The 21946-nt window shown below is 71.9% G+C and carries 15 protein-coding genes; 8 read left to right on the top strand and 7 right to left on the bottom strand.

Features of this window, described 5'->3' with window-relative positions:
• Positions 1-167: 167 nt before the first annotated feature.
• Entirely contained in the window at positions 168-1181 is a 1014-nt protein-coding gene (locus tag L3i22_RS14770) for a hypothetical protein (RefSeq protein ID WP_221327535.1), read from the top strand.
• A gap of 293 nt (positions 1182-1474) precedes the next feature.
• On the opposite strand, the gene L3i22_RS14765 is transcribed toward L3i22_RS14770, so the two are convergent.
• Both L3i22_RS14765 and L3i22_RS14760 read right to left on the bottom strand, forming a co-directional pair.
• Positions 1475-1948: a DUF6529 family protein gene (locus tag L3i22_RS14765; RefSeq protein ID WP_255658233.1), complete on the bottom strand. Its 474-nt coding sequence runs from the start codon at positions 1946-1948 to the stop codon at positions 1475-1477.
• Between the two features lie 55 nt (positions 1949-2003).
• The gene (locus tag L3i22_RS14760) at positions 2004-4154 is read right to left on the bottom strand and encodes a serine/threonine-protein kinase (protein WP_221327533.1); all 2151 of its coding nucleotides are present in this window, start codon (positions 4152-4154) and stop codon (positions 2004-2006) included.
• Positions 4155-4420: 266 nt separating this feature from the next.
• Here L3i22_RS14760 and L3i22_RS14755 point away from each other — a divergent pair, with 266 nt between their 5' ends.
• Together L3i22_RS14755 and L3i22_RS14750 are read left to right on the top strand one after the other, a co-directional pair.
• Positions 4421-5617, top strand: coding sequence for an acyltransferase (locus L3i22_RS14755; RefSeq protein WP_221327532.1), 1197 nt, complete (start codon positions 4421-4423; stop codon positions 5615-5617).
• Entirely contained in the window at positions 5605-6168 is a 564-nt protein-coding gene (locus L3i22_RS14750) for a dihydrofolate reductase family protein (protein WP_221327531.1), read from the top strand. Before L3i22_RS14755 ends, L3i22_RS14750 begins: the two co-directional genes overlap by 13 nt.
• Before the next feature lie 459 nt (positions 6169-6627).
• Here L3i22_RS14750 and L3i22_RS14745 read toward each other — a convergent pair whose 3' ends face one another.
• The 5 genes from L3i22_RS14745 to pgi all read right to left on the bottom strand — a co-directional run bounded on the left by L3i22_RS14745 (position 6628) and on the right by pgi (position 13303).
• The gene (locus L3i22_RS14745) at positions 6628-7878 is read right to left on the bottom strand and encodes a dienelactone hydrolase family protein (protein WP_221327530.1); all 1251 of its coding nucleotides are present in this window, start codon (positions 7876-7878) and stop codon (positions 6628-6630) included.
• A 107-nt stretch (positions 7879-7985) separates the two neighbouring features.
• The gene (locus L3i22_RS14740) at positions 7986-8984 is read right to left on the bottom strand and encodes a hypothetical protein (protein ID WP_221327529.1); all 999 of its coding nucleotides are present in this window, start codon (positions 8982-8984) and stop codon (positions 7986-7988) included.
• A gap of 172 nt (positions 8985-9156) precedes the next feature.
• Positions 9157-10479 (bottom strand): glycosyl hydrolase family 18 protein, encoded by a 1323-nt coding sequence (locus tag L3i22_RS14735; protein WP_221327528.1) that lies wholly within the window; start codon positions 10477-10479, stop codon positions 9157-9159.
• A gap of 86 nt (positions 10480-10565) precedes the next feature.
• Positions 10566-11612 carry a winged helix DNA-binding domain-containing protein gene (locus L3i22_RS14730; protein WP_221329963.1) on the bottom strand — a complete coding sequence of 349 codons (1047 nt, stop codon included), beginning with the start codon at positions 11610-11612 and terminating at the stop codon, positions 10566-10568.
• Positions 11613-11674: 62 nt separating this feature from the next.
• Positions 11675-13303 (bottom strand): glucose-6-phosphate isomerase, encoded by a 1629-nt coding sequence (gene pgi, locus L3i22_RS14725; protein ID WP_221327527.1) that lies wholly within the window; start codon positions 13301-13303, stop codon positions 11675-11677.
• Between the two features lie 141 nt (positions 13304-13444).
• Between pgi and L3i22_RS14720 the strand changes: the two genes are divergently transcribed.
• The 5 genes from L3i22_RS14720 to L3i22_RS14700 all read left to right on the top strand — a co-directional run bounded on the left by L3i22_RS14720 (position 13445) and on the right by L3i22_RS14700 (position 21692).
• A complete protein-coding gene (locus L3i22_RS14720; RefSeq protein WP_221327526.1) occupies positions 13445-15421 on the top strand; it encodes a glycosyltransferase family 39 protein in 1977 nt (658 codons plus the stop codon).
• 68 nt (positions 15422-15489) lie between these two features.
• A complete protein-coding gene (locus L3i22_RS14715; RefSeq protein WP_221327525.1) occupies positions 15490-16473 on the top strand; it encodes a hypothetical protein in 984 nt (327 codons plus the stop codon).
• A gap of 19 nt (positions 16474-16492) precedes the next feature.
• On the top strand, positions 16493-17431 hold the full coding sequence (locus L3i22_RS14710) for a hypothetical protein (RefSeq protein WP_221327524.1): 939 nt from the start codon (positions 16493-16495) through the stop codon (positions 17429-17431).
• A 32-nt stretch (positions 17432-17463) separates the two neighbouring features.
• Positions 17464-18804 (top strand): SWIM zinc finger family protein, encoded by a 1341-nt coding sequence (locus L3i22_RS14705; RefSeq protein WP_221327523.1) that lies wholly within the window; start codon positions 17464-17466, stop codon positions 18802-18804.
• Positions 18801-21692 carry a DUF6493 family protein gene (locus tag L3i22_RS14700; protein ID WP_221327522.1) on the top strand — a complete coding sequence of 964 codons (2892 nt, stop codon included), beginning with the start codon at positions 18801-18803 and terminating at the stop codon, positions 21690-21692. The genes L3i22_RS14705 and L3i22_RS14700 overlap by 4 nt, the downstream gene beginning before the upstream one ends.
• The last annotated feature ends 254 nt before the right edge of the window (positions 21693-21946 follow it).

Here is a 21946-nt window from a genome sequence, read left to right as displayed (position 1 = left end):
TACCGGGTTTCGCTCAGGTCGCGCTCGGGCTCTCGCATGCCCGGAATTCTGCCGGACCTCAGGTGACAACCAGGTGACAGCGACTGACACCGGGTTGTCACCCGCCGAGGCGTAGACCAGACCTGTCCGATGCGACCGGGAGGGGACACACCATGCTGGAGCACCCGATGAGCCGACGAAGCCTGATGACCGCGGTCGGGGTGGGCGGCGCCGCCGCCGCACTCTCCGGGGCACCATCCGCCGACGCGGGCGGCCGGACCGGCCCGTTCGCCGACGCGGTGGTGGCCGCCTTCGGCCGGCACCGCCTCGTCGCGGTCGGCGAGGTGCACGGCCAGCAGGAGCACCACGACGCCATGCAGGTCCTGCTCACCGATCCGCGCCTGCCCGAGGTCGTCGACGACATCGTGGTCGAGTTCGGCAACGCGCTCTACCAGCCGACCATCGACCGGTTCGTGGCCGGCCCGGCGGTGGAGAACGACAAGCTGCGCCTGGTCTGGCGCAACACCACGCAGTCACCGGCGGTGAGTCTGGACGCGCCCTGCTACGAGCAGTTCTACCGGACGGTGCGGGCGGTCAACTGGCCGCTCCCGGCGAGCCGGCGGATCCGGGTGCTCCTGGGCGACCCGCCGGTCGACTGGTCCCGGGTCCGGAGCCGGAAGGAGGTCGAGGAGCTCGACCGGGACGGGCACATGGCGTCGGTGATCAAGCGGGAGGTGCTCGCGAAGGGCCGGCGGGCGCTGATCTTCTACGGCAGCAACCACGTGAAGCACGCGCCGCCGGGAGCGATCGGTGGCGGCGGGATCGCCCAGATCGAGCAGCAGACCGGGGAGAGGGCCTACGTGATCCTCGCCGGCGGGCATCCACGGCTGGCGTCGGCAGCGCGGCGGGCCGTCATCCCGGCGGCCGGGACCTGGCTGGCGACCGCCGACTCCGGGGAGTTCGGCTATCTGCCCGGCGAGTGCGGGGTGCCGTTCGGGGCGCTCGCCGACGCTCTGCTCTACCTGGGGCCGATCGGTGAGCAGACGCAGTCCGTGTGGAATCCGGCGATCTATCTCGACCCGGTGTTCTGGGCCGAGCTCCAGCGCCGGAACCATCTGATGGGCGATCACATCGACCTCGACAAGCAGTATCGGCAGCCGCAGTCGGTCGCGTGGCCGGTCTCGTCCTACCCGACCTGCTGAGCCCGACCTGCCCGGCCCACCGAGCCTTGCCTACCCAGCACGAACGTCCCAGCCCGGCCCAGCCGGGTCCGCCACGGCGCGGCACGGCACGGTCCGACCCGACCCGGCGCGGCGCGGCGCGGCGCGGCGCGGCGCGGCACGGCACGGCACGGCACGGCCCGGCACGGCACGGCACGGCGCGGCACGGCACGGCCCGCTGAGCCCGACCGGCCCAGCCCGATCGGCCGCCCGGCCCGCTGACCTCAACCGGCCGGGCCCGGCCTGCGGAGTCCTGGGCCGCTGGGCAAGGCCGGTCAGGTCAGGAAGAACCAGAGGACGGCGGTGAGCCACAGGCCGGCCAGCGCGGTGAAGACCAGGCCGCCGGCCAGCGGCAGGACCCACACACGACCGGCGCCGGGCGCACCGAGGATCAGCATCTTCGCCGCGAAGGCACCGTAGAACAGGCAACCGAGCACGGAATGCGCCAGGACCCGGGGGCTGTCGAAACCGAATCCGAACGCATAGAGGCAGTGGACCGCGACGGGCAGGGAGAGGAGGACGGCGAACCGACCGCTCCAGCGGTGCAGGGCGGGCGTCCAGGAGCGCGACGGCAGGCGGCCGTAGAGGGCGAACGCCGAGACCAGCTGGACAACGGCGAGGACCAGGACGGCGCTGGTCAGGGTCACCTTGATGACGACGGGCTGGCCGAGCGAGCCGAACAGGGAGACGTTCGACGGGTGATGGAGGCGCCCGTAGACGCCGAGGCCGACCGCGACACCGACGCCCACGAACGGAGGGAGCCAGAGCAGCCGGGCCGGCGAGGCCGTGCCGGACGGGGCCACGTCAAAAGCCGGTGCCGGTGTCGGCGTCGACGGCGGTCACGGCGACCGAGGTGCCGTCGATGGTGGTGGTCCGGTTGGCGACGTCCAGTTCCGGGGCGGGGCCGGCCTTCGCGCCCTGGAGGAGGACGCCGACCTGGCGACCGTCCGGGAGGACGATCCAGGAGCCCTTGATCTGCGCGTTGCGGACCTTGGCGGAGGTCCGGTACAGACCGGACGGCTTCGTCACCGTTCGCACCGTGAAGTCGTGGGTCTTGCCGATGACGGTGACCTTGCCGCGGGCGCTGTCCGTGTCGAACGTGCCGACGATCCGGGATCCGTCCTTGCCGGACAGGCTCAGGTCACCGTTCTTGGCGGTGCCCTTCAGCCAGGCCTCGACCTTGTTGCCGTCACAGATGTATGCGATCGCCTGCTGATCGCGGATCGAGATCGCCAGCGTGCCGGCGTCGTCCGCGACGTGCCCGGCCAGGGTGATCCGCACGGGGGCGGGCGCGGTGGTGTTCGCGCCGGTCCGGACCGGCTCGGTGGGTGGCAGGGTCGCGACCTGGCCGGCTTCCCCGGGCGAGGGTGGCGCGCTGGTCACCCCGACCGCCGCGGCGCTCTTCTGGTCGGCGCGCCGATCGGCTGCGGTGGCGATGTTGACCCCGATCAGCGCGGCGGCGACCGCGACGACCACGCCGAGGGTCACCAGCGGCCCCCGGTGCCAGCGCCGCTTTCCGCCGCCGGGTTTAGACAAATTCGACGGTACGGCCGGAGGTGTCGCCCCAGGGCGCAGCGGCGTCTCCCGCGCCCCGGCCGGCGACGAGCTCCAGCCGTGGCCGGCCGCGGCGCCGTAGCCAGACGTGGCGCCGTAGCCAGACCTGGCGGTCGCCTGCCCGAGACCCGGCGACGCGGCCGATTGCCCGGGGCCCGGCAACACGATCGACTGCCCGAGGCCATGCTGTCCGGAACCCGGCTGACCAGGGCCCGGCTGACCAAGGCCCGGCTGACCAACGCCTGGCTGGCCAACGTTCGGCTGGCCGAGGCTCGGTGCTCCGGGCGGGCGGGCGATGGTGGACGGTGCACCGGCGAGCTGGCCGGCCCAGAGGCCCAGGTGGTCGGGTGCGTCCGGGGTGGCTGCCGGTTGCTGCGCGCCCGCGAACGGTTGCTGCGCGCCCGCGAACGGTTGCTGCGCACCAGCGAACGGTGGCTGCGCGCCAGCGAATGCGCCGGCCCAGGGGCCGCTGCCGGCGTCCGCGCCGCGCACGGTGGTCTGCCGGGTGATCTGAGGATCCCGGTCCGCTCCCCCGCTCGCCGCGCCGGCGAGGTCGGATCGGGCCGGCGGGAAGCCGGCCGGGGCTGTGGGCGGAGGCGGGGCGGACGACGACTGGGAGGGTGAGGGGTGAGTGGGGGTGAGGATTTCGGAGGCGACCAGGCTTTGCAGGTAGGTGGCGAGTCGCTGGGCCGTCGGGCGGCGGCTGGCGTCCGGGGTCAGGCAGGACAGGGCCGGGCCGGACAACTCTGGCGGGAGGGCCTCCGGGTCGCCCTGGAGGTCGCCGGTGACCAGCTCGACGAGCAGGACGCCGAGGGAGTACACGTCCGCGGCCGGGGTGGGCGGGGTGCCGTGCCAGATCTCCGGGGCGGTGTAGCCGGGCGTGCCCCCGGCGGCGCCACGGTCGGCGTCCATCAGCAGGGCCGCGACCCCGAAGTCGGTCACCCGGACCTCGGGCGGGTCGGTACCCCGTACGACAAGAAGGTTTTCGGGTTTGAGGTCCAGATGGACGACGCCGCGCGCGTGCGCGGCCGCCAGCGCGTCCGCCACCTGGGCCGCGATCGCCGCGGTCTCGGCCGGGCTCAGCCGGCCGCCGCGGTCGGCGAGGTGGCGGCGCAGATCCGGACCGTCCACGAACTCCATCAGCAGGGCCAGGGTGCCGCCCTCGACGACGAGATCGAGGAAACGCACGACGCCGGGATGGTCGACGGCCCGGAGCGCGGCTTCCTCCCGCAGGAACAGTGCCCGCACCCGCCGGTCACCGGCCAGCTCGGGCCGCATCACCTTGGCCGCGAGCGGAGGGCCACCGGAACGCCGGCTGGCCCGCCGGACGACCGCGATCGCCCCGCGGCCGATCTCCTCGTGCAGCAGGTATTCACGGCCGAGCGCTTCCTGACCGGCCATCCCCGTAACCCTTTCTCGCCTCGATCCTCCGGGCCGGAAGACCGATCCTATTCCCTGGATACCCCCGGTCGCGCGGCTCAGTTCACCCGAGAATCAGCATTCTCCTCGCGGGACGGACATCGCGGCAAACAGTTGTGGCCGATTCCAGAAGATGTCGATCTTCAATGTGTTGACGGATTCCGAGGCGGTCCGGGCCGGGGCCGGCGGCCACGTCGATCGATCGACGCGATGTTGATCGGCGGGCCGCGGGTCACTATGGTGGCCCGATGTCCGGGCGGTGGGGTTGGCTCGACGGACTGCGGGCCGTCGCGGTGCTGCTCGTCCTCTACGCCCACCTGACCCGGTACGTCTTCACCGATCTGCGCGCGGTCACCGGCGAGTGGCTGCACGCCGGACCGGCCGGGGTGATGCTGTTCTTCCTGGTCAGCGGCTACATCATCCCCGCGTCGCTGGAACGGCACGGCGATCTGCGGGCGTTCTGGATCAGCCGGGCGTTGCGGCTCTACCCGATGTACCTGGTCGCGATCGCCGCGGTGGTCGCCCTGGGCGGCTACTCGTCGTCACAGCCGGTGACCGCGGCGGTCGGGCACATGACCATGCTGCCGTTCCTGCTGGATGTACCGCTGGTCACCGCGGTGCTCTGGACGCTCTCCTACGAGATGGCGTTCTATCTGCTGGTCACGTCGCTGTTCACGGTGCGGCTGCACCGGGCGAGCGGGCCGATCGCGGTGCTGCTCGCCGTACTCGGGGTGGCGACCGCCCCGCTCGCCGGGCCGGTCCCCGGGCTGGTCTGGCCGGTCACCGCCGTGATCGTCATCGGTCTCGGCCTTGTCGTCTCTCGCCGGCGGGTCGCGGTCGTCGCGGGTGGGGTGCTTCTCGGCGGGCTGGTGGTGACGCTGCTCGCGATCGGTCAGGATCCGGCGCACGGGTGGGACGGGCTGCTGGTCGTGGCGGTGATGTTCACCGGGACCGCGATCTACCGCGCCGATCGGGGGCAGACCGGCTGGTGGCCGGCGATTCTCGCGATCGTGCTGGTCGGCACGGCACTGCTGGTGAACTGGGTCGCCGAGTTGCATTCGCTGGGCGCGGTGACCCCGACGTACGTGGCCCGGTCGGTGATCACCCTGCTGACGTTCGGCGGGGCGTTCGCGATCGGACGGCTCAGCCGTGAACGTCGTACCCCAGGGTGGTTGTCCTTGATCGGGGTGTGGAGTTATTCGATCTATCTGGTGCACTACGTGCTGATCCAGATCGGTCATCAGTTCCTGGAGTCGGGGCTGCCCGATCCGCTGGTCGCGGCGGGGTATCTGGCCGCGGTGCTCGGCATCTCGTGGCTCACTCACCGGTACGTCGAGGTGCCGACACAACGACTCGGCCGCCGGTTCCGTGCCGGACGGCCTCGGCCGGGACAGGATGGGGTCGAGGAGTCCGCGCGACCGAAGGAGGCGTTGTGGCACGGCTGATCTGTACCGGGATCACGTCCCTGGACGGCTACATCAACGACGAGCAGGGCAATTTCGACTGGAGCGCGCCGGACGAGGAGGTGCACTCGTTCGTCAACGACCTGGAACGGCCGATCGGCACCTATCTTTACGGCCGGCGTCTCTACGAGGTGATGCGCTTCTGGGAGGACGCGCACGACCGGCCGGACGCCACGCCCGCCGTGCTCGACTACGCCCGGGTGTGGCAGGCGGCCGAGAAGATCGTCTACTCCACCTCGCTCGAGCCGGACGCCGCGACGACCGCGCGGACCAGGATCGAGCGCGCCTTCGACCCGAAGATCGTGCAGGCCATGAAGGACACCGCCGACCGCGACCTGAGCGTCGGCGGCCCGCATCTGGCGGCGCACGCGTTCCGCGCCGGCCTGGTCGACGAGGTGCAGCTGTTCATCTCCCCGGTCGCCGTGGGCGGCGGGACCAGGTTCCTGCCGGCGGGCGTACACCTCGACCTCAAGCTCGCCGAACAGCAGCGCTTCGCGAACGGCGTGATCTACCTGCGCTATCAGACCGTCTGAGCCCGAGGCCGGAAAGCGCGAGCCGCCCACGCCGCCGAACCGCTCGCGCCGCCCACGCCACCGAACCGCCCGCGCCGCCCACGCCGCCAAACCGCCCGCGCCGCCCACGCCGCCGAACCGCCCGCGCCGCCGAACCGCCCGCGCCGCCAAGCCACCCGCGCTGCCCGCCAAAGCCCGGCGGCATCACCCGTCCGCGTCGCCAGGACCACCCGAGCCCGAGGCCAGACGGCGTGACCCGCCCGCGCCGCCGGGCTGCCGGGCCGCCGGGCTGCCGGGCCGCCGGGCTGCCGGGCCGCCGGGCTGCCGGGCCGCCGGGCCGTCGGGCCGCCGGGCCGTCGGGCCGCCGGGCCGTCGGGCCGCCGGGCCGTCGGGCTGCCGGGCCGTCGGGCTGCCGGGCCGTCGGGCTGCCGGGCCGTCGGGCTGCCGGGCCGTCGGGCTGCTGGGCCGCCTCGGCTCGGGTCAGCGCAGGAAGCTGTCCAGCCAGTCGAAGGCCTCGTTCTGCATCTCCTCGACGAAGACATGGCCGAGACCGGGCCAGACCTGGGTCAGCAGACGGTCCCGCGCGTGCTGCGCGTTCCAGACCAGACCCATCTTCCGGTACGCCACCTCGCGCCCCGCCGCACTGAACAGCGGATCCAGCTCCCCGTCCAGCACGAACATCGGGCGCGGCGCGGCGATCGTGGCCACGTCCGGGATGTCGAGGAACCGGGACAGGCCCGGATGCAGCATGTAGAACGCGGACTGGCCGCGCAGCGTGTTGTTCCCCGGAACCATCATCTCCTTCATCCCGGTCATCCAGCAGGCCGAGACGGTCGCCGCGATGTGGTCGGAGAGCGCGGCGACCTGCCACGCCCGGTAACCACCCATCGAGAAGCCGACCGCCGCGATCCGGTGCTCGTCCACCTCGGGCAGGCCGGCCAGCATCGCCGCGGCGCGCACGTCCTCCCGGGCCATCAGCCCGGCCGGCGAGGAGCCGAGGTTGTATAGGTTGGACGCGAGAGCCTGTTGACCGTCGTAGGCGAGGCCACCCCGGTCACCCCAGCCGAGCGCGTCGACGGCGAGCACCGCGTAGCCCCGGGCGGCCAGCTGGTCACCGACGAAACGGCCGCTGAAGTACCTGTCGGCCCACGCCCGCGCGGAGGCGAGACGGGTGTCGTCGAACCACGGCTCGATCATCTTCTCCTTGCCGATGTCGAACTTCGCCCCGTGGTCGTGCAGCAGCAACGCGGCGGGGAACGGCCCGGCGCCCTCCGGGACGAGCATGGTCGCCCGGACCCGGCTGTGCCGCGTGACGTCGAAGACCAGCTGCCGCCGGCGAAATCCGTTCCCTGGCTGCTCATCGATGACCTCCACGTTGAAGGGAGTGCGGTCCTCGGGCTGCCAGAGCAGCTCCTCGACCTTGGCGCGGGCCCGGCGCTTCCAGGTGCGGAAGTCCCGCTCGCGGCTTTTCGGCCAGGCGAGCGGGAAGTCGAGCTCATCCCTTAGACGGTCGTGGAAGACCGGCAGGTTGCCATCGATCACGGCCGGACTTTCAAACTCGCCCGCCTCGGACCCTGCAAGGGAGAACCCGGCGGCCTCGGACCCGGCGACGGAGAACCCGGCGGCCTCGGACCCGGTAACGGGGAACCCGGCCGCCGCCGCAACGGACGGGTCGGTCAGGCCGGTGGCCAGGGTCGCCGCGGGAATCGAGATCAGGGAGCGCCGCTTCATAGATTCCTCCTCATCGATTGACTCCCGACCCTAGAAAGCCCTTTCCCGCATGTCAACGACGCGATAGGGGCAGGCCGGGAAAACCATCGACGAGAAGGACCGGCCGGTCAGCGAGAGGCCCTGGCCCGCTCGCTCAGGTAGGAGAGGTGAATCAGGGATTCCGGCCAGAAGTAGGCGGCATCAGCCCAGACCTGGCCGACGACCCGAGTGCCGGCCGCGGCGAAGTGCGGCGCCGCCTCGGCCGGCACCTTCGCGTTCATGAAGGCACGGGCGAACAGGTTGTGCACCGCCGCGTCGCCGGGGAACGGACGGTAGGCCGGGCTGCCCGGCCCCCAGGCCGCGGCCTTGCGGATCTCCTCGATCACGTCCGGGCGACGGATGTGCTTCTGCCCGGCGCCGCCCACCCAGATCTCGATGTGCACCTCCGGGACCAGGCAGGTGATCGCGCTGCCCTCGGGGGCGGTGAACGCCGCCTCGACCGCGAACCGGTGCGCCGTCTGGTCGTCGCCGCCCCACTTGCCACAGAGTTGCTGCAGCATGCTCGCGTGCGCGCGCCAGTGGTAGGGATCGGCCGCGCGGGACCGGTCGAACCGGCGCCAGGCCTCGTCGAGACCGCGCTGCAGGCCCCGGTTGCAGGTGAGCAGCCCGGCCCAGGCGTCCGGGTCGCCCGGATTCCGGGCGGCCACCTCGCCGAGCACGGCCTCGGCCCGGGCCAGCCGCTCGCCGAACTGGCGCGCATGTCCTGCGGAGACGAAGACCGCCGCGCCGCTGCCCCGGGCCTCCCAGGCCCAGACGATCAGCCGGAGGCCGTAGGTCAGCATGGCCAGGTTGTCCGCGGAGTTCTCCTGGACCGCGCGCTCGAGCCAGATCTGGGCGCCCTTCACCTCGGCGACGCGACTCAGGTAGAAGGAACGGGCGCCGGGATCGGTGACGCCGGCCAGGAACGCCCGCACCGCCGGCCAGTCGCCACGACCGGCGGCCTCGCGCAGCGTGAGCGCTCCCGGGTCACCCTGGCACGGGTCGGTGGAGACGCTCAGGAAACGGTTGGCGAGGGCGCGGGCGCCGTCGCCGGCGACCCGGGCGACGGCCCGGTCCAGGGCAGACATCTTCACTTCTGGTCCACTCCACGACGAAACAGGGAAAACGACGAAACAGGGAAATGACAGAACAAGGAAAGACGACGGAACAAGGAAAGGCGCGGCACCCCGAGGGGCGCCGCGCCTGTACATCCTTGATCCTGGGCGGACAAGATCAAGACTTCGGGAGGTGAACGGTTGGTTAACGGCCCTGGAGGGCCTTCACGTTGTCGCCGAAGGTCCAGCTCTTCGAGCCGTCCCAGTTGATCGACCAGGTCATCAGGCCCTTGATCGACGGGACCGAGTTGTACGCCTGGCTGACCAGCGACGGGGCCATGTAACCGCCACCGGCACCGGACTGGGCGGGCAGGCCGGGGACCTGCTTGTCGTACGGAATCCTGATGGTTGTGCCCTGGATCGTCAGCCCGTTGTTGAGGCACTGGGTCTGCACAGTGAAGCCCTGGACGGTGCCGGCCGAGTACGAGTCACCCGAGCACCCGTACATCGAGCCGTTGTAGTACTGCATGTTCAGCCACCACAGCCGGCCGTTGTCCAGGTACTTCTTGATGATCGGCAGGTACGAGCCCCAGATCGAGCCGTAGGTCACGCTGCCACCGGTCACGTACGCCGTCTCCGGCGCCATGGTCAGCCCGAAGTTCGACGGCATCGCCGCGAGCACCCCGTCGATGATCCGGATCAGGTTCGACTGCGACGCGGAGAGCGTGTTGATGCTGCCGCTGCCGGAGAGGCCGGTCTCGATGTCGATGTCGATGCCGTCGAAGTTGTTCGCCTTGAGGATCGGCACGATGGTCGACACGAACCGGTCGGCGACCGTGCTGGAGCTCAGGTCGATGCCGGCCGCCGCGCCGCCGATCGACATCAGGATCGTCGCGCCCTGCGCCTTGGCCGCGCAGATCTCGGCGGCGGTGGGCACCTTGACGCCGGCGTCCATGCCGTTCTCCCACAGCACCGTGCCGTCCGAGCGGATCACCGGGAACGCGGCCATCAGCACGTTGTAGCCGTGCTGGGTGATCCGGGAGTCGTTGATCGGGATCCAGCCGAGGCCGGGGTGCACGCCGTTGGACGCGCCGTCCCAGTTCTCCCAGTAGCCCTGCAGGACCTTGCCGGCCGGGCGGCCCCGGGTGGCACAGCCGGTGGGCGGCGGGGTGCTGGTGGTCGGGGTCGGCGTCGGGGTGGACACCGTCGGCGAGGGCGTGGGCGTCTTGCTGGTGGTGACCGACGGGGTCGGGGTGCCGCCGCCGGTGCAGGCGCCGAGGTCCTTCCACAGGGTCGGGGTCGCGGCCGGGTTCCAGCCGGTGCCGACGTACGCCGTGTGGGTGACCAGCGCCTGGTACAGCTTGGACTGGTAGGTCACCTGCTGGCCGACGGTGTATGTCGGACCCTCGGTCCAGGTCACGGACGAGCAGGCGACGGCGGCCTCACCGGTCGCGGAGAACGCGACGATCGAGCCGAGCGCCACCCCCACCCCGGCGACCAGCGCCAGCAACTGGCGTCGAACTCCCATGGCGACTCCCTCGAACATCGAACGTGACCTGTGCCACCACATCGTGGCTTTCACGTTCACAAATATCAAGGGTTCTTAACAGTCATTTATTCAAGTTTCTTAACAGTCACCGGGAGGCCGACAAATGCCCCGAACGGCTGCAGCGCCTCCTCGGCGGCCGACCAGTCCCTGGCGGTGAAGTCGGTCTGCGGGGACACCGCGATCGACACCGCCTTCCTGCCCAGCGTGCGTTTCCAGACCGCACGGACCCTGCCGTCCTGCACCAGCGTCGACTGGAAGACCCCGTTCCCACCGGGGATGATGCTTTTCAGCTGCGCCGGGGTGGCCATCATCGAGCGGTCCTTGTAGCCCAGCATGTACTCGTCGAAGCCGGGCAGCGCATGCCAGCCACGGACCGGGCCGGCCGCCAGGACGGCCGGGTCGGCCCACATCCCGGTGCCGTCGACGTCGACCGCGGTCAGGCCGGCGGCGGCGATCCCGGCCTTGGCGTCCTTCATCGTGAGCATCGTCCAGCCGGCGAAGTCCTTGGCCGTGGTGGGGCCGTGACTGCGGAAATAGCGGTGCGCCAGGATGCCCAGCGCCTCCTCGCGGGACGGCGTGTTCCGCTCCGACGCCCACTCGTCGAGCAGCACGAACGTCTGCTCGGAGCCCTCGTTCGGGGCGATCGCCGTGACGCCGCGCTGACTCGCGTACCAAAGCAGGTGGTAGCCCAACTGGCCGCTCACCTGGACGCCGCCCTCGTTGAGAGTGGCCACGCAGTCAGATCGCGTCTTCCGGCCGCCGCCCGCCAGGGCGGCGCCGAGGATCTCGGCGGCCTTGTCCGCATCCGCCCCGGAGAGGCCGAGCATCGCGCGGCGCTTCTCCGCGCCGGCCAGCGCGCGGACGCCGGTCAGGTCGAGCATCCAGTGCGCGTCGGCGGACGGGATCAGGTGGACCGTGCCGCGCATCGGCCAGGTGCGGACGACGTCGCGCTCCTCGGTGGCGGCGACGATCTCCGGCAACGTGCGGCCGGGCAACCGGGTGCCGAGCGACCACAGCACGCTGTTCAGGTCCTGCGCCTGCATCGCGCCGAACCAGGTGGTGACCCCTATAACGGATTTTTCCGAGATGTCGCCGAGCAGCAGGCTCGTCATGCGAAGGCTCAGCGCCGTGTCCACGTCCACAGCGCTGAGCCTAGAGAACCCCTACGACAAAATCAGCGACCGCGGGCGGCCCGGTACCTCTTGATCAGCGTGTTCGTCGACGAGTCGGCGTCGTCGGCCGGCGCCTCGGCCGAGGTCAGCTTCGGCGCGACCTGGTTGGCCATCGCCTTGCCGAGCTCCACGCCCCACTGGTCGAACGAGTTGATCTCCCAGATCACGCCCTGGGTGAACGTGATGTGCTCGTAGAGCGCCACCAACTGGCCGAACGTGTTCGGCGTCAGCCCGTCCGCGAGGATCGTCGTGGTCGGGTGGTTGCCCTGCATGACCCGGTGCGGCGCGACCTCGGGCCGGGTGCCCTCGGCCTGGACCTGCTCCAGCGTCTTGCCGAAGGCGAGCGCGCCGGTCTGGGCCAGGAAGTTCGACATCAGCAGGTCGTGCATCTCGCCGATGTCGTGGTTGGGCTTGCTGAAGCCGATGAAGTCGGCCGGGATCAGCTTGGTGCCCTGGTGGATCAGCTGGTAGAAGGCGTGCTGGCCGTTGGTGCCGGGCTCGCCCCAGAAGACCTCGCCGGTCTGGAAGGTGGCCCGCTCGCCGGACAGCCGGACCGACTTGCCGTTGCTCTCCATGGTCAGCTGCTGGAGGTAGGCGGCGAAACGGTGCAGGTACTGCGCGTACGGCAGGACCGCGTGCGACTGGGCGCCGAGGAACGTGTCGTACCAGACGTTGATCAGGCCGAGCAGCGCCGGGACGTTCCGCTCGACCGGGGTGTTCCGGAAGTGCTCGTCGAGCTTGTGGTAGCCGGCGAGCATGTCGGCGAACTGCTCCTTGCCGATCGCGATCAGCACGGAGAGGCCGACCGCGGACGGGAGCGAGTAGCGGCCGCCGACCCAGTCCCAGAAGCCGAACATGTTGTCCGTGTTAATGCCGAAATCAGCAACTTTTTCGGCATTGGTGCTCACCGCGACGAAGTGCTTCGCGACGGCTTCCTGATCGGACAAACCGCGCAGAAGCCATTCACGAGCCTCGCGCGCGTTGGTGAGCGTCTCCTGGGTGGTGAACGTCTTCGACACGATGATGAACAGCGTCGTCGCCGGGTCCAGGTCGCGCGTCTTCTCGTACAGATCGGTCGGGTCGATGTTGGAGACGAACCGCGCCTCGATGTCCCGCTGCGAGTAGTCCTTCAGCGCCTCGTAGGCCATCACCGGACCGAGGTCGGAACCGCCGATGCCGATGTTCACGATCGTCGTGATCCGCTGCCCGGTGTGCCCGACCCACTCGCCCGAGCGCACCTTGTCGGCGAACGCGCCCATCCGGTCGAGGACCCCGTGCACGTCGGCGACCACGTCCTGCCCGTCCACGACCAGGGACGCGTCGCGCGGCAGCCGCAGCGCGGTGTGCAGGACGGCCCGGTCCTCGGTGACGTTGATGTGCTCGCCGGCGAACATCGCGGTGATCCGCTCGCTCAGCTTCGCCCGCCCGGCCAGCGCGAACAGCGCGGTCAGGACCTCGTCGGTGACCAGGTTCTTGCTGTAGTCGATGTACAGGTCGGCGACCTCGGCGGCGTAGCGCTCGCCACGCTGCGGCTCGCTGTCGAACAGGTCGCGCAGGTGGACCGCCGAGAACTTCTCCGCGTGACCCTGGAGCGCCTGCCATTCGGCGCTGTCGGAAACGTGTTCGCTCATCTCTCCCACTCCCGGACCTGGGACTCGCACACTTCGCCCATCGTGGCACGTACCGCTGCCGCACGCGGGCGATCTAGGTCTCATAGGCGGCCCACAGATTGATCACAGGGCCGCCGTAGCACCGCCCACGAGGTTAGTCCCATGACGACGACCATCCGCCAGCGTGTCCCCTTGGTCATGCTCCTGCTGGCAACGGCGGTTCTGTACCTTTGGAACCTCAGCGAGTCCGGCTGGGGCAACAGCTTCTACGCCGCCGCCGCGCAGGCCGGCGCGCAGAGCTGGAAGGCCTGGCTGTTCGGCTCGCTGGACGCCGGGAACGCGATCACCGTGGACAAACCGCCCGCCGCGATGTGGGTGATGGGCCTGTCCGCGCGCATCTTCGGAGTGAACAGCTGGTCGATCCTGGCGCCGCAGGCGCTGATGGGCGTGGCCAGCGTGTGGCTGCTCTACCTGGCGGTCAAGCGCTGGTTCGGGCCGGCCGCCGGGCTGCTCGCCGGGGCGGCGCTGGCCCTCACCCCGGTCGCGGTGCTGATGTTCCGCTACGACAACCCGGACGCGCTGCTCGTGCTGCTGATGACGGCGGCGGCGTACACCACGGTCCGGGCCACCGAGCAGGCCAGCGCGAAGTGGCTGGCCCTGACCGGGGTGCTGCTCGGGTTCGGCTTCCTGACCAAGATGATGCAGGCGTTCCTGGTGCTGCCGGCGATGGCGCTGGTCTACCTGGTCGCCGCGCCGACCACGATCGGCAGGCGGATCAGGCACCTGCTGCTGGCCGGGCTGGCCCTGGTCGTCTCGGCCGGCTGGTTCATCGCGCTGGTGTCGCTCTGGCCGGCGTCGTCCCGGCCCTACATCGCCGGGTCGACCAACAACACGCTGTGGGAACTCGCGCTCGGCTACAACGGCCTCGGCCGGATCCTCGGCGGCTCCGGCAACGGTGGCGGGGGCGGCGGAGGCGGGGGTAACGTCGGCTTCGGCGGAGCCACCGGCATCGGGCGGCTCTTCGGCACGTCGATGGGCACGGAGATCTCCTGGCTGCTGCCGGCCGCGCTGATCGCCCTAGTCGCGGTGCTCGCGGTGACCTGGACAGCGCCGCGGACCGACCGGGCACGCGCCGGGATGCTGCTCTGGGGCGGGTGGCTGCTGGTCACCGGGGTGACGTTCTCGTACATGAGCGGCACGATCCATCCGTACTACACGATCGCCCTGGCTCCGTCGATCGCGGCGCTGGTCGGGATCGGGGCCCGCGTGCTCTGGCTCTACCGCGCGCAGATGTGGGCCCGGATCGTGCTCGCCGCGATGATCCTCGCGACCGCGGGGTGGGGTTGGGTCCTCCTGGGCCGTACCGAATGGATGCCGGCGATCCGGTGGGCCGCGCTCGCCGCCGGGATCATCGCCTCGATCGCGTTGATCGCCCCCGCGGCGCAGCTGCGACGACTCGCGGTGATCGGCATCGTCGCCGGCGTGCTGTCGGCCGGGCTGGGCAGCGCGGCTTACGCGACCGCCACGGTCGGGGTCGCCCATACGGGCTCCATTCCCACCTCCGGGCCGTCCGGAACGTCCGGCATGGGCGGTGGTCCAGGCGGCGGCGGATTTTCCCGTACGGGCGGAGCCGGCGCCCCGCCGTCCTCGTCATCGTCCTCGTCCTCGACCTCGACGCAGCCCTCCACCTCGGCCTCCGGCGATTCGTCCACCAGTGACTCGTCCACCACCGGCTCGTCCGCCGGTGGCGCGCCGACCGGCGGCGGGATGGGCGGCGGCCGCGGGGGTGGCAGCAGCAGCAACAGCGAGCTGACCGCCCTGCTCAAGGCCAGCACGAACAAGTGGTCCGCGGCGGTCAGCGGCGCCACCTCGGCCGCCGACCTGGAGCTCGCCTCCGGCACCTCGGTGATCGCCCTGGGCGGCTGGAACGGCAGCGACCCCTCCCCCACGCTGGCGCAGTTCCAGGCCTACGTGGCGTCCGGGCAGATCCACTACTTCATCTCCGGCGGCGGGATGGGCGGCGGTGGCCAGGGCGGCGGCACCTCGGACTCCGCGCAGATCGCCACCTGGGTCGCCGCGAACTACACGGCCACCACGGTCGGCGGGTCCACGATCTACGACCTGACCGCCACCAAGTAGGACGTTCCTCCTCGCACAGCGGGCCCCGCGACTCCCCCGGTCGCGGGGCCCGCTTTTACACTTTCCCGGTGATCATGAACCTCAATGCCGCGCTGGACCGGAACCGCCGGCTGCTTCTGATCACGATGGCCCTGGTGGCCGCGACGGCCGACGTCGCCCGGCTGCGCGGCTTCGACCCGGACCACCTCGCCGTCGTGCTGGCCGTGCCGGTCGGCCTGGCAATCGTGCTCTGGCTGGTCATCATCTTCGGCGACCGGCGCCGCGAGCCGTCGTTCCTGGTGATCGAGGCCGATCACGCGTTCCGGACCCGGCCGAGCGGCACGCTCGCGGTCGTCGGCGTGGGCCACCTCGCCACGCTCGGGCTGCTCCTGCTCTACCCGCCGGACTTCGCGCACGGCAGCTTCCAGGACCGGTTCCTGCTCCCGACGGTCGCCGCCGGCTTCCTCCTCTACTGGCGGACGCTCTGGTCCGGGGACGGCATCACCCTCACCCCGGCCGGCGTGCACGCCGACAAGGCCCGCGGCACGGTGACCTTTCCCTGGGAAGCGCTCGACCAGGCGAAGCCACCCGTGGTCGAGAGCAACGAACTGGAGATCGCGTACCGCCGGCCCGAACTGGTCAAAGCGACCGGCCTGCTGGTCTTTCGCGAGTGGCTGACGATCGGCAGCGTCCCGTTGCCGACGATCGCCGCCGCCCTGCGGCACTACCTGGCCCATCCCGAGGACCGGGCCGGCATCGGCACCACGGCCGGACACGAGCGGCTGTTCCGGGCGATCGCCGACGAGCCCCCGCTGCCGCCGCCGGGTGACGACGACGAGGACGACGACGAGGAGGTCAAGCCCTGGACCCGGGCCCGGCTCGCGAAGCGGCTGACCGTCGTGGCGCTCGCGCTCGTCGCCTTCTGCGCGGCCGGCGCCTGGGTCGAGAACGCCGCCGGGGACGAGTCGGCGTCCAACTTCGCCTTCCGCATCGTCGGGGGCGCCGTCGCGGCCACGATCGTCGGTCACGGCCTCCGGGTGATCAAGGAGTACCGCCGGGATCGGAAGCGCTGATCTCCCCTATCATCCGCCGATGATCTCGAGGTTGTCGGCGGCGGCCCATCGACGGTGCATGCCGCTCCTGCTCATCGCGGCGGTGGTGGTGGCGCTGATCGTGATCGCGGTCGCGCTCGGCGTGCCACCGGAGCCCGCCGCCGTCGTACTGATCGCCCTCAGTATTTTGTCGTTGATCTTGGGTCTTCTCGTCGCGGTTTCCGTGCTGCGGCCGGGGCAGGCCCGCCCGGCGTTCGTCACCGACGAGCCGAGCCGGACGCTGCGGACCCCGCGGGCCGGCACGTTGCCGCTGCTCAACATCGCCATGCTGGGCATTCTCGGGTTCGTGTTGATCGTCCCGGACACCGAGACCGACATCCTCCCGATGACGTGGTCGCTCGGCGCGTTCATCGTCGTGTTCCTCGGGCTCTGTGCCCGCGCGACGCTGACCGGAATCGGTCTCACGATCAGCTCGGAGGGGCTGCGGGCGGACAAGTTCGCCGGCACGGTCACGGTGCCGTGGGCGGCGATCGATCCCGGTCAGATCTGGAGCGGGCCGTTCGAGGTGCACCTGCGCTACCGCGCGCCGGAGCTGATCAGAACCAGCGGTTGGGTGGTCAACCCGGGCAAGCTGCGGGTGGACGGGGTGGTGCCCGAGTTCGCCGCCGCGACGCTCCGGCACTACGCCGCCGAATCGGACCAGCGGGAGCTGATCGGCACGCCGGCCGGGCAGCTGCACCCGAGCTCGAAGGTCGGCCCGGCGCCCACGGCCACCTCGCCGCGGGGAGCGATCGTGACGGTGCTCGTGCTGGCCGTGCTGATCGGGGCCGGCGCGGTCGCCGGAGACCTCCGGGTGGGCGCCGCCTACGGCAACGCCTCGGTCGCCGGGATCGTCGCGCACGTCGTGACGGTGGCGTTCGTGCTGCTCGCGCTGCGGTTCGTGCGCGGCTCGATGCTGCTGTTGCGGCGGCGGGCGTGAAATTGTCGTACCCCTCTTCTAGGTTTTCGCGCATGGTTACCGCGGCTTACTCGTACCTCGGTTCGTCGACTCTGGACGACGGGCTGACCTTGCAGACCTCTGGCGGCCCCACCGCCCATCCCCGCTTCTTCACCGGCTTCCTGACCTCGCCCGGCGCCGCGGCGACCGGCCTGCTGGCCGTGGCCGAGGTCGCCCGGACGCGATATTTCCGCCCGCTTCCCCCGGCCAGCCTCGACCCGGTGGTCACCGCCGGCTCGGACCGGCTGCGCTTCGAGTCGTTCTCCGGCTGCTGCGGCGTCTACGCCCGGCTCGACGTGCTCCCCGGCGGGCTGGACGGCGAGATCGTCGCCCACGGCACCACGAACGTGGACGTCAACCTGCCGTTGCAGCGGGCGCTGACCCGGGTCGGCCGGTCCGATCCGATGCACGTCGCGGTCGGCCCCGACGACCTGACGGTGACCACGTTCGACGGCCCGCTGGTCGAGCGGAAGGTGCCGCTGCCGTCGCGCTGGCTGCGCGGCTTCGCCGAGGCCCAGGTGCTGACCGCGCGCTTCGACCCGCGCGCCGAGATCGGGGTCGCCGACGCCCGCGCGCTGTTCAACCGGCTGCCGGCCACCGACAAGTCGGTCCTGTGGGCGATTCCGGCCGGTCGTTCGCTGCGCTTCACCTCCCGGCCCGCGCCGGGCGCGGTCTGCCTGCCGGGCGCCGGCCGCCTGGCCGCTTTGAAACCCTTCCTTCGGTACGCGACGGGCCTGCGCGTCTACGGCCCCGCCGTCGCCGCGGGCAGCCAGCCGGTGGCCAGCACGTGGGAGCTGAACATGCCCACCCTGCGGCTGTCGCTGACGCTGTCCCCGGAGCCGTACCGGGGGTTCTCCGGCGAGGGCGCGGTCCTCGAGTCGCTCGCCACCGACGAGGTGGCCGACGACGCCGACCTGGTCAGCGCCCTGCTCTCGTGGGACCCGACGATCGACGTGGACTCGCTGGCCACCGCCTCCGGGCTGGACTCCGCCCGGGTCCGCGACGCGCTGACCCAGCTCGGCACGGCCGGCCGGGTGGGCTACGACGTGGCCGAGGCGGGGTATTTCCACCGGACGTTGCCGTACACGGCGGACGCCGTCGAGAAGATGAACCCCCGCCTGGCCGGTGCCCGCGCGCTGATCACGGCCGGTGGCGTGACCGTCGGCGAGGACGTGTCGGTGGTGGCGAGCGGCGACGAGACGTACCACGTCCGCCACGAGTCGCAGTCCTGCACCTGCCCGTGGTGGGCGAAACACCGCGGCGGGCGCGGCCCCTGCAAGCACGTCCTCGCGGTCCGGATGGCCCGGGCCGGCGAGACCGCCGAGACGATCGCGAAGGCCGAGGCCACGGCATGACCACCCCACTCACCTGGATCGGCCTGGAGCGCCGCGCCAACCGCGACGACCTGGCCGGCATCATCATGCTGCTGGCCGCCGCGACCGAGGAGGAGCGTCTCGCGCTGGCCAAGGAGGTCGAGGCCGGCATCAAGAAGCTGGACCGGGACACCTGGTGGCGCGGTGACAGCAATCCGACCCAGGGGCTGGCGCTGGCGGTGATCGGCACCATGCCGACCGCCGCGCGGGCCGCCACCCTGCTGCTGCGCGGCAACATGCGGTTCTGGGGCCGGGTCGGGCCGCAACGGTTCCTGCAGGTCGCCCGCCTCCGTGAGGTGCCGTGGCTGGGCGAGCTCGGTCAGCGACTGGCCCAGCGGCTCCCGATCCGCGACGCCTGGAACGGCGAATGGGAGATGATCACCGCGCTGCTCCGGGCCGCCGGCGCCGAGCCGCCGGTGACCGAGGCCGTGGTCCGGGCCTGGGTCCGCGAGCTGCTGCAGCCCCGCCGCGACGGCCGGCTGCCACCGCTGGTCATCCGGCTCCGCGACCACCCGTTCCTGCACCTGCTGCTGCCCGGCGTGTTCGAGATCGACGGCATCGGCGCCGACCTGGCCGGCGGCCAGTGGAACGCGACGACCAACGAGTGGGACAACACCCCGCCCATCTCCGGCGTCGTCGCGGCCCTGGTCGCCGAGGGCACGCTGGAACGCAAGACCGTCCTGGATCTGACCGTCGACCGGCTGCTGCGCGGCGGCAAGCCGCACGACCTGCGCGCGTTCACGCTGATGCACGACCTGCTGGAGCCGACCCTGGACGAGCTGGCCGGCCACGCGCTGGACTACGCGCGCCTGCTGCCGGAAGCCCCCGGCACCGTCGCCGGCCTCGCGCAGAAGGCGCTCCGCACGGTCGACGACGCCGGCCGCCTGGAGCTGGAAACCCTGCTCGACACCAGCGGCCCGACCCTGGTCCGCAAGGAGAAGACCCTGGTCAAAGCACAGCTGACCTGGCTGGAGAAGGTCGCCCGCCGGGACCCGGACCGGGCCGGCGAGGTGCTGGAGACGGTCGCCGCCGCCTTCGGCCACCCCGGGCTGGACGTCCAGGAACGGGCGCTGACCCTGATCGGCAAGCAGATCGGCCGCCTCGACGCGGCGACCGTGGCCCGCCTCGGCGACGCGGCCGTGGTCCTCGCCGGTGACCTGCCGGCCCGGGCCGCCGAGCTGTTCGGCACCACCGCCGCCACCGAGCCGGCCGAGCTGCCCGAGCTGCCGCCGGCCGCCCCACCCGCCGCGATGCCCCCGCCGATCACGAGCGCGGCCGAGCTGGCCGAGGAGCTGACCGTGCTCCGCCACGACCAGACCGCGGTCGGCTTCGAGCGGGTGCTGGCCGGGCTGGTCACGCTGTTCACCACCGAGGGGCCGGCGGCGCTGGGCACCGCGCTCCAGCCGGTGCTCGACCGCTACCCGGGCGACTTCACCGAGAACACCTGGAACCGCAGCTCCCCGCTGATGCACCTGGGCACCGCGATCCGCTCGGCGATCGACCCGGCCGCGCGCACCCTGCGGCAGTGGATGGTCGACGCGGTCCGCACCGCCTGGCAGAACGGCCGCCGCGGCGGCGAGGGCTCGATGCTGGCCGCAACCCCGGACGGGGTGCTGGCGCTGCGGGTCGCCGAGGCCGGGCTGCAGCTGACCAGCACGATGATCCCGGAGCTGATGGCCACCCCGACACACGTGACCGGCAGCATCGACACGGCGGTGCTCCTGGAGCGGCTGCGCCGGGCCGAGGCGGAAGGCTGGCAGCCGTGGCCGGTCGACCTCGAGCAGGCGCTGCTGCGCCTCCCCCGGGAGAACGACCCGGCCGTCGTCGCGCGGGCCACGGAGCTGACCTCGCCGGCCGGGCGGCAGTTCGCGGCCTGGCTCACCGCCGGTGGCCTGCCCGACCCGATCAGCCGGCCGTTCCCGCAGGCCCCGATCTCCGGCAAACGCCAGTGGCAGTCGGACGTCCTCCGCCGGACGGTGACGATCCTGAAGCCGGCCCGCGACGGCGGTCTGCGGCTGGAACGCCAGCTGCTCACCACCACCCCGGGCCCGGAGCCGGACGGCTGGCCGGACGAGTTCGCCACCAACGGTGACGTGCTCGCCATGGTCCTGCCGCACCACCGCGAGGCGTCCGCGGCCTGGGCGCTCCCCCGCCTGGCCTCGCTGGCCGACCAGGACCAGCGCGGCGGCTCGGAGGTGCTGCCGCTGCTCGCCGAGTGCTCCGGGCCGGTCGGGCCGTCCCTGGCGTATGGCCTGGCCTACGTGCTGGGCGCCCGCCACCAGGAGGACCGGGTCGCCGCCGTCGACGCCTTCGTCATCCTGGCCACCCCACCGGCGCCACTCACCCCGGCGCCACTCACCCCGGCAGTCGGCGTAGGCCCGGCAACACGCCCAGCACCACTCATCCCGGCGGTCGACGTAGCCCCGGCCACGCGCTCGGCGTCGTTCGCGCCGGCGGTGGGCGCGGCGCTGGCTGATCTGTGTGTTGATGGCACGATCAAACTCAGTCGCGTCCTTCCGGGGCTGGCCGAGGCGCACCGGGCGGGTGCTTCGGTCGCGGTCTGGGAGACGTTGACCGCGTTCCTGCCCACCCTCCTGTCCGCGCCCGCGACCGCGCCGGGCCCCGCCACCGGGTCATCGAGCACCGCGGCCGGCAAGCCGGCTTCCACCACGGCCGTCAAGCCGGCTTCGGCGGGCGGGGCGGCGACCGTCCTGCGTGGCCTGCCCGACCTGCTCGAGCTGGCGACGCAGGTGGCCGGCGCGGTCCGGGCCCGCACGGAGATCCCGGGCCTGGCCGAGGTCGCGTCCCGGCCCGGCTCGACTCGTCTGATCAAGGAGGCCAAACGCCTGCAGACCGTCTTGAACTCCTGACCCGGCGCGGTCCCGCTCGGCTGTCCGCACCGCTCGGCCGTCCGCACCGCTCGGTCGCCCGCACCGCTCGGCTGTCCGCACCGCTCGGCCGCCCGCACCGCCCACTCCGCCCGCACCCGCCCGGGCGTCCGCATCCGCCCGGCTGCCCGCACCCGCCCGGGCGTCCGCATCCGCCCGGCTGCCCGCACCCGCCCTGGCGGGCTCAGGCGGAGCGGGCGGCTGCCGATGGGGTGGCGTTGCACCTCTATCTTGGC

The sequence above is a fragment of the Actinoplanes sp. L3-i22 genome (assembly GCF_019704555.1).
Taxonomy (GTDB): domain Bacteria; phylum Actinomycetota; class Actinomycetes; order Mycobacteriales; family Micromonosporaceae; genus Actinoplanes.
Note: the sequence above shows the minus strand (reverse complement) of the source record. Positions and strands in the feature narration are given on the sequence as shown.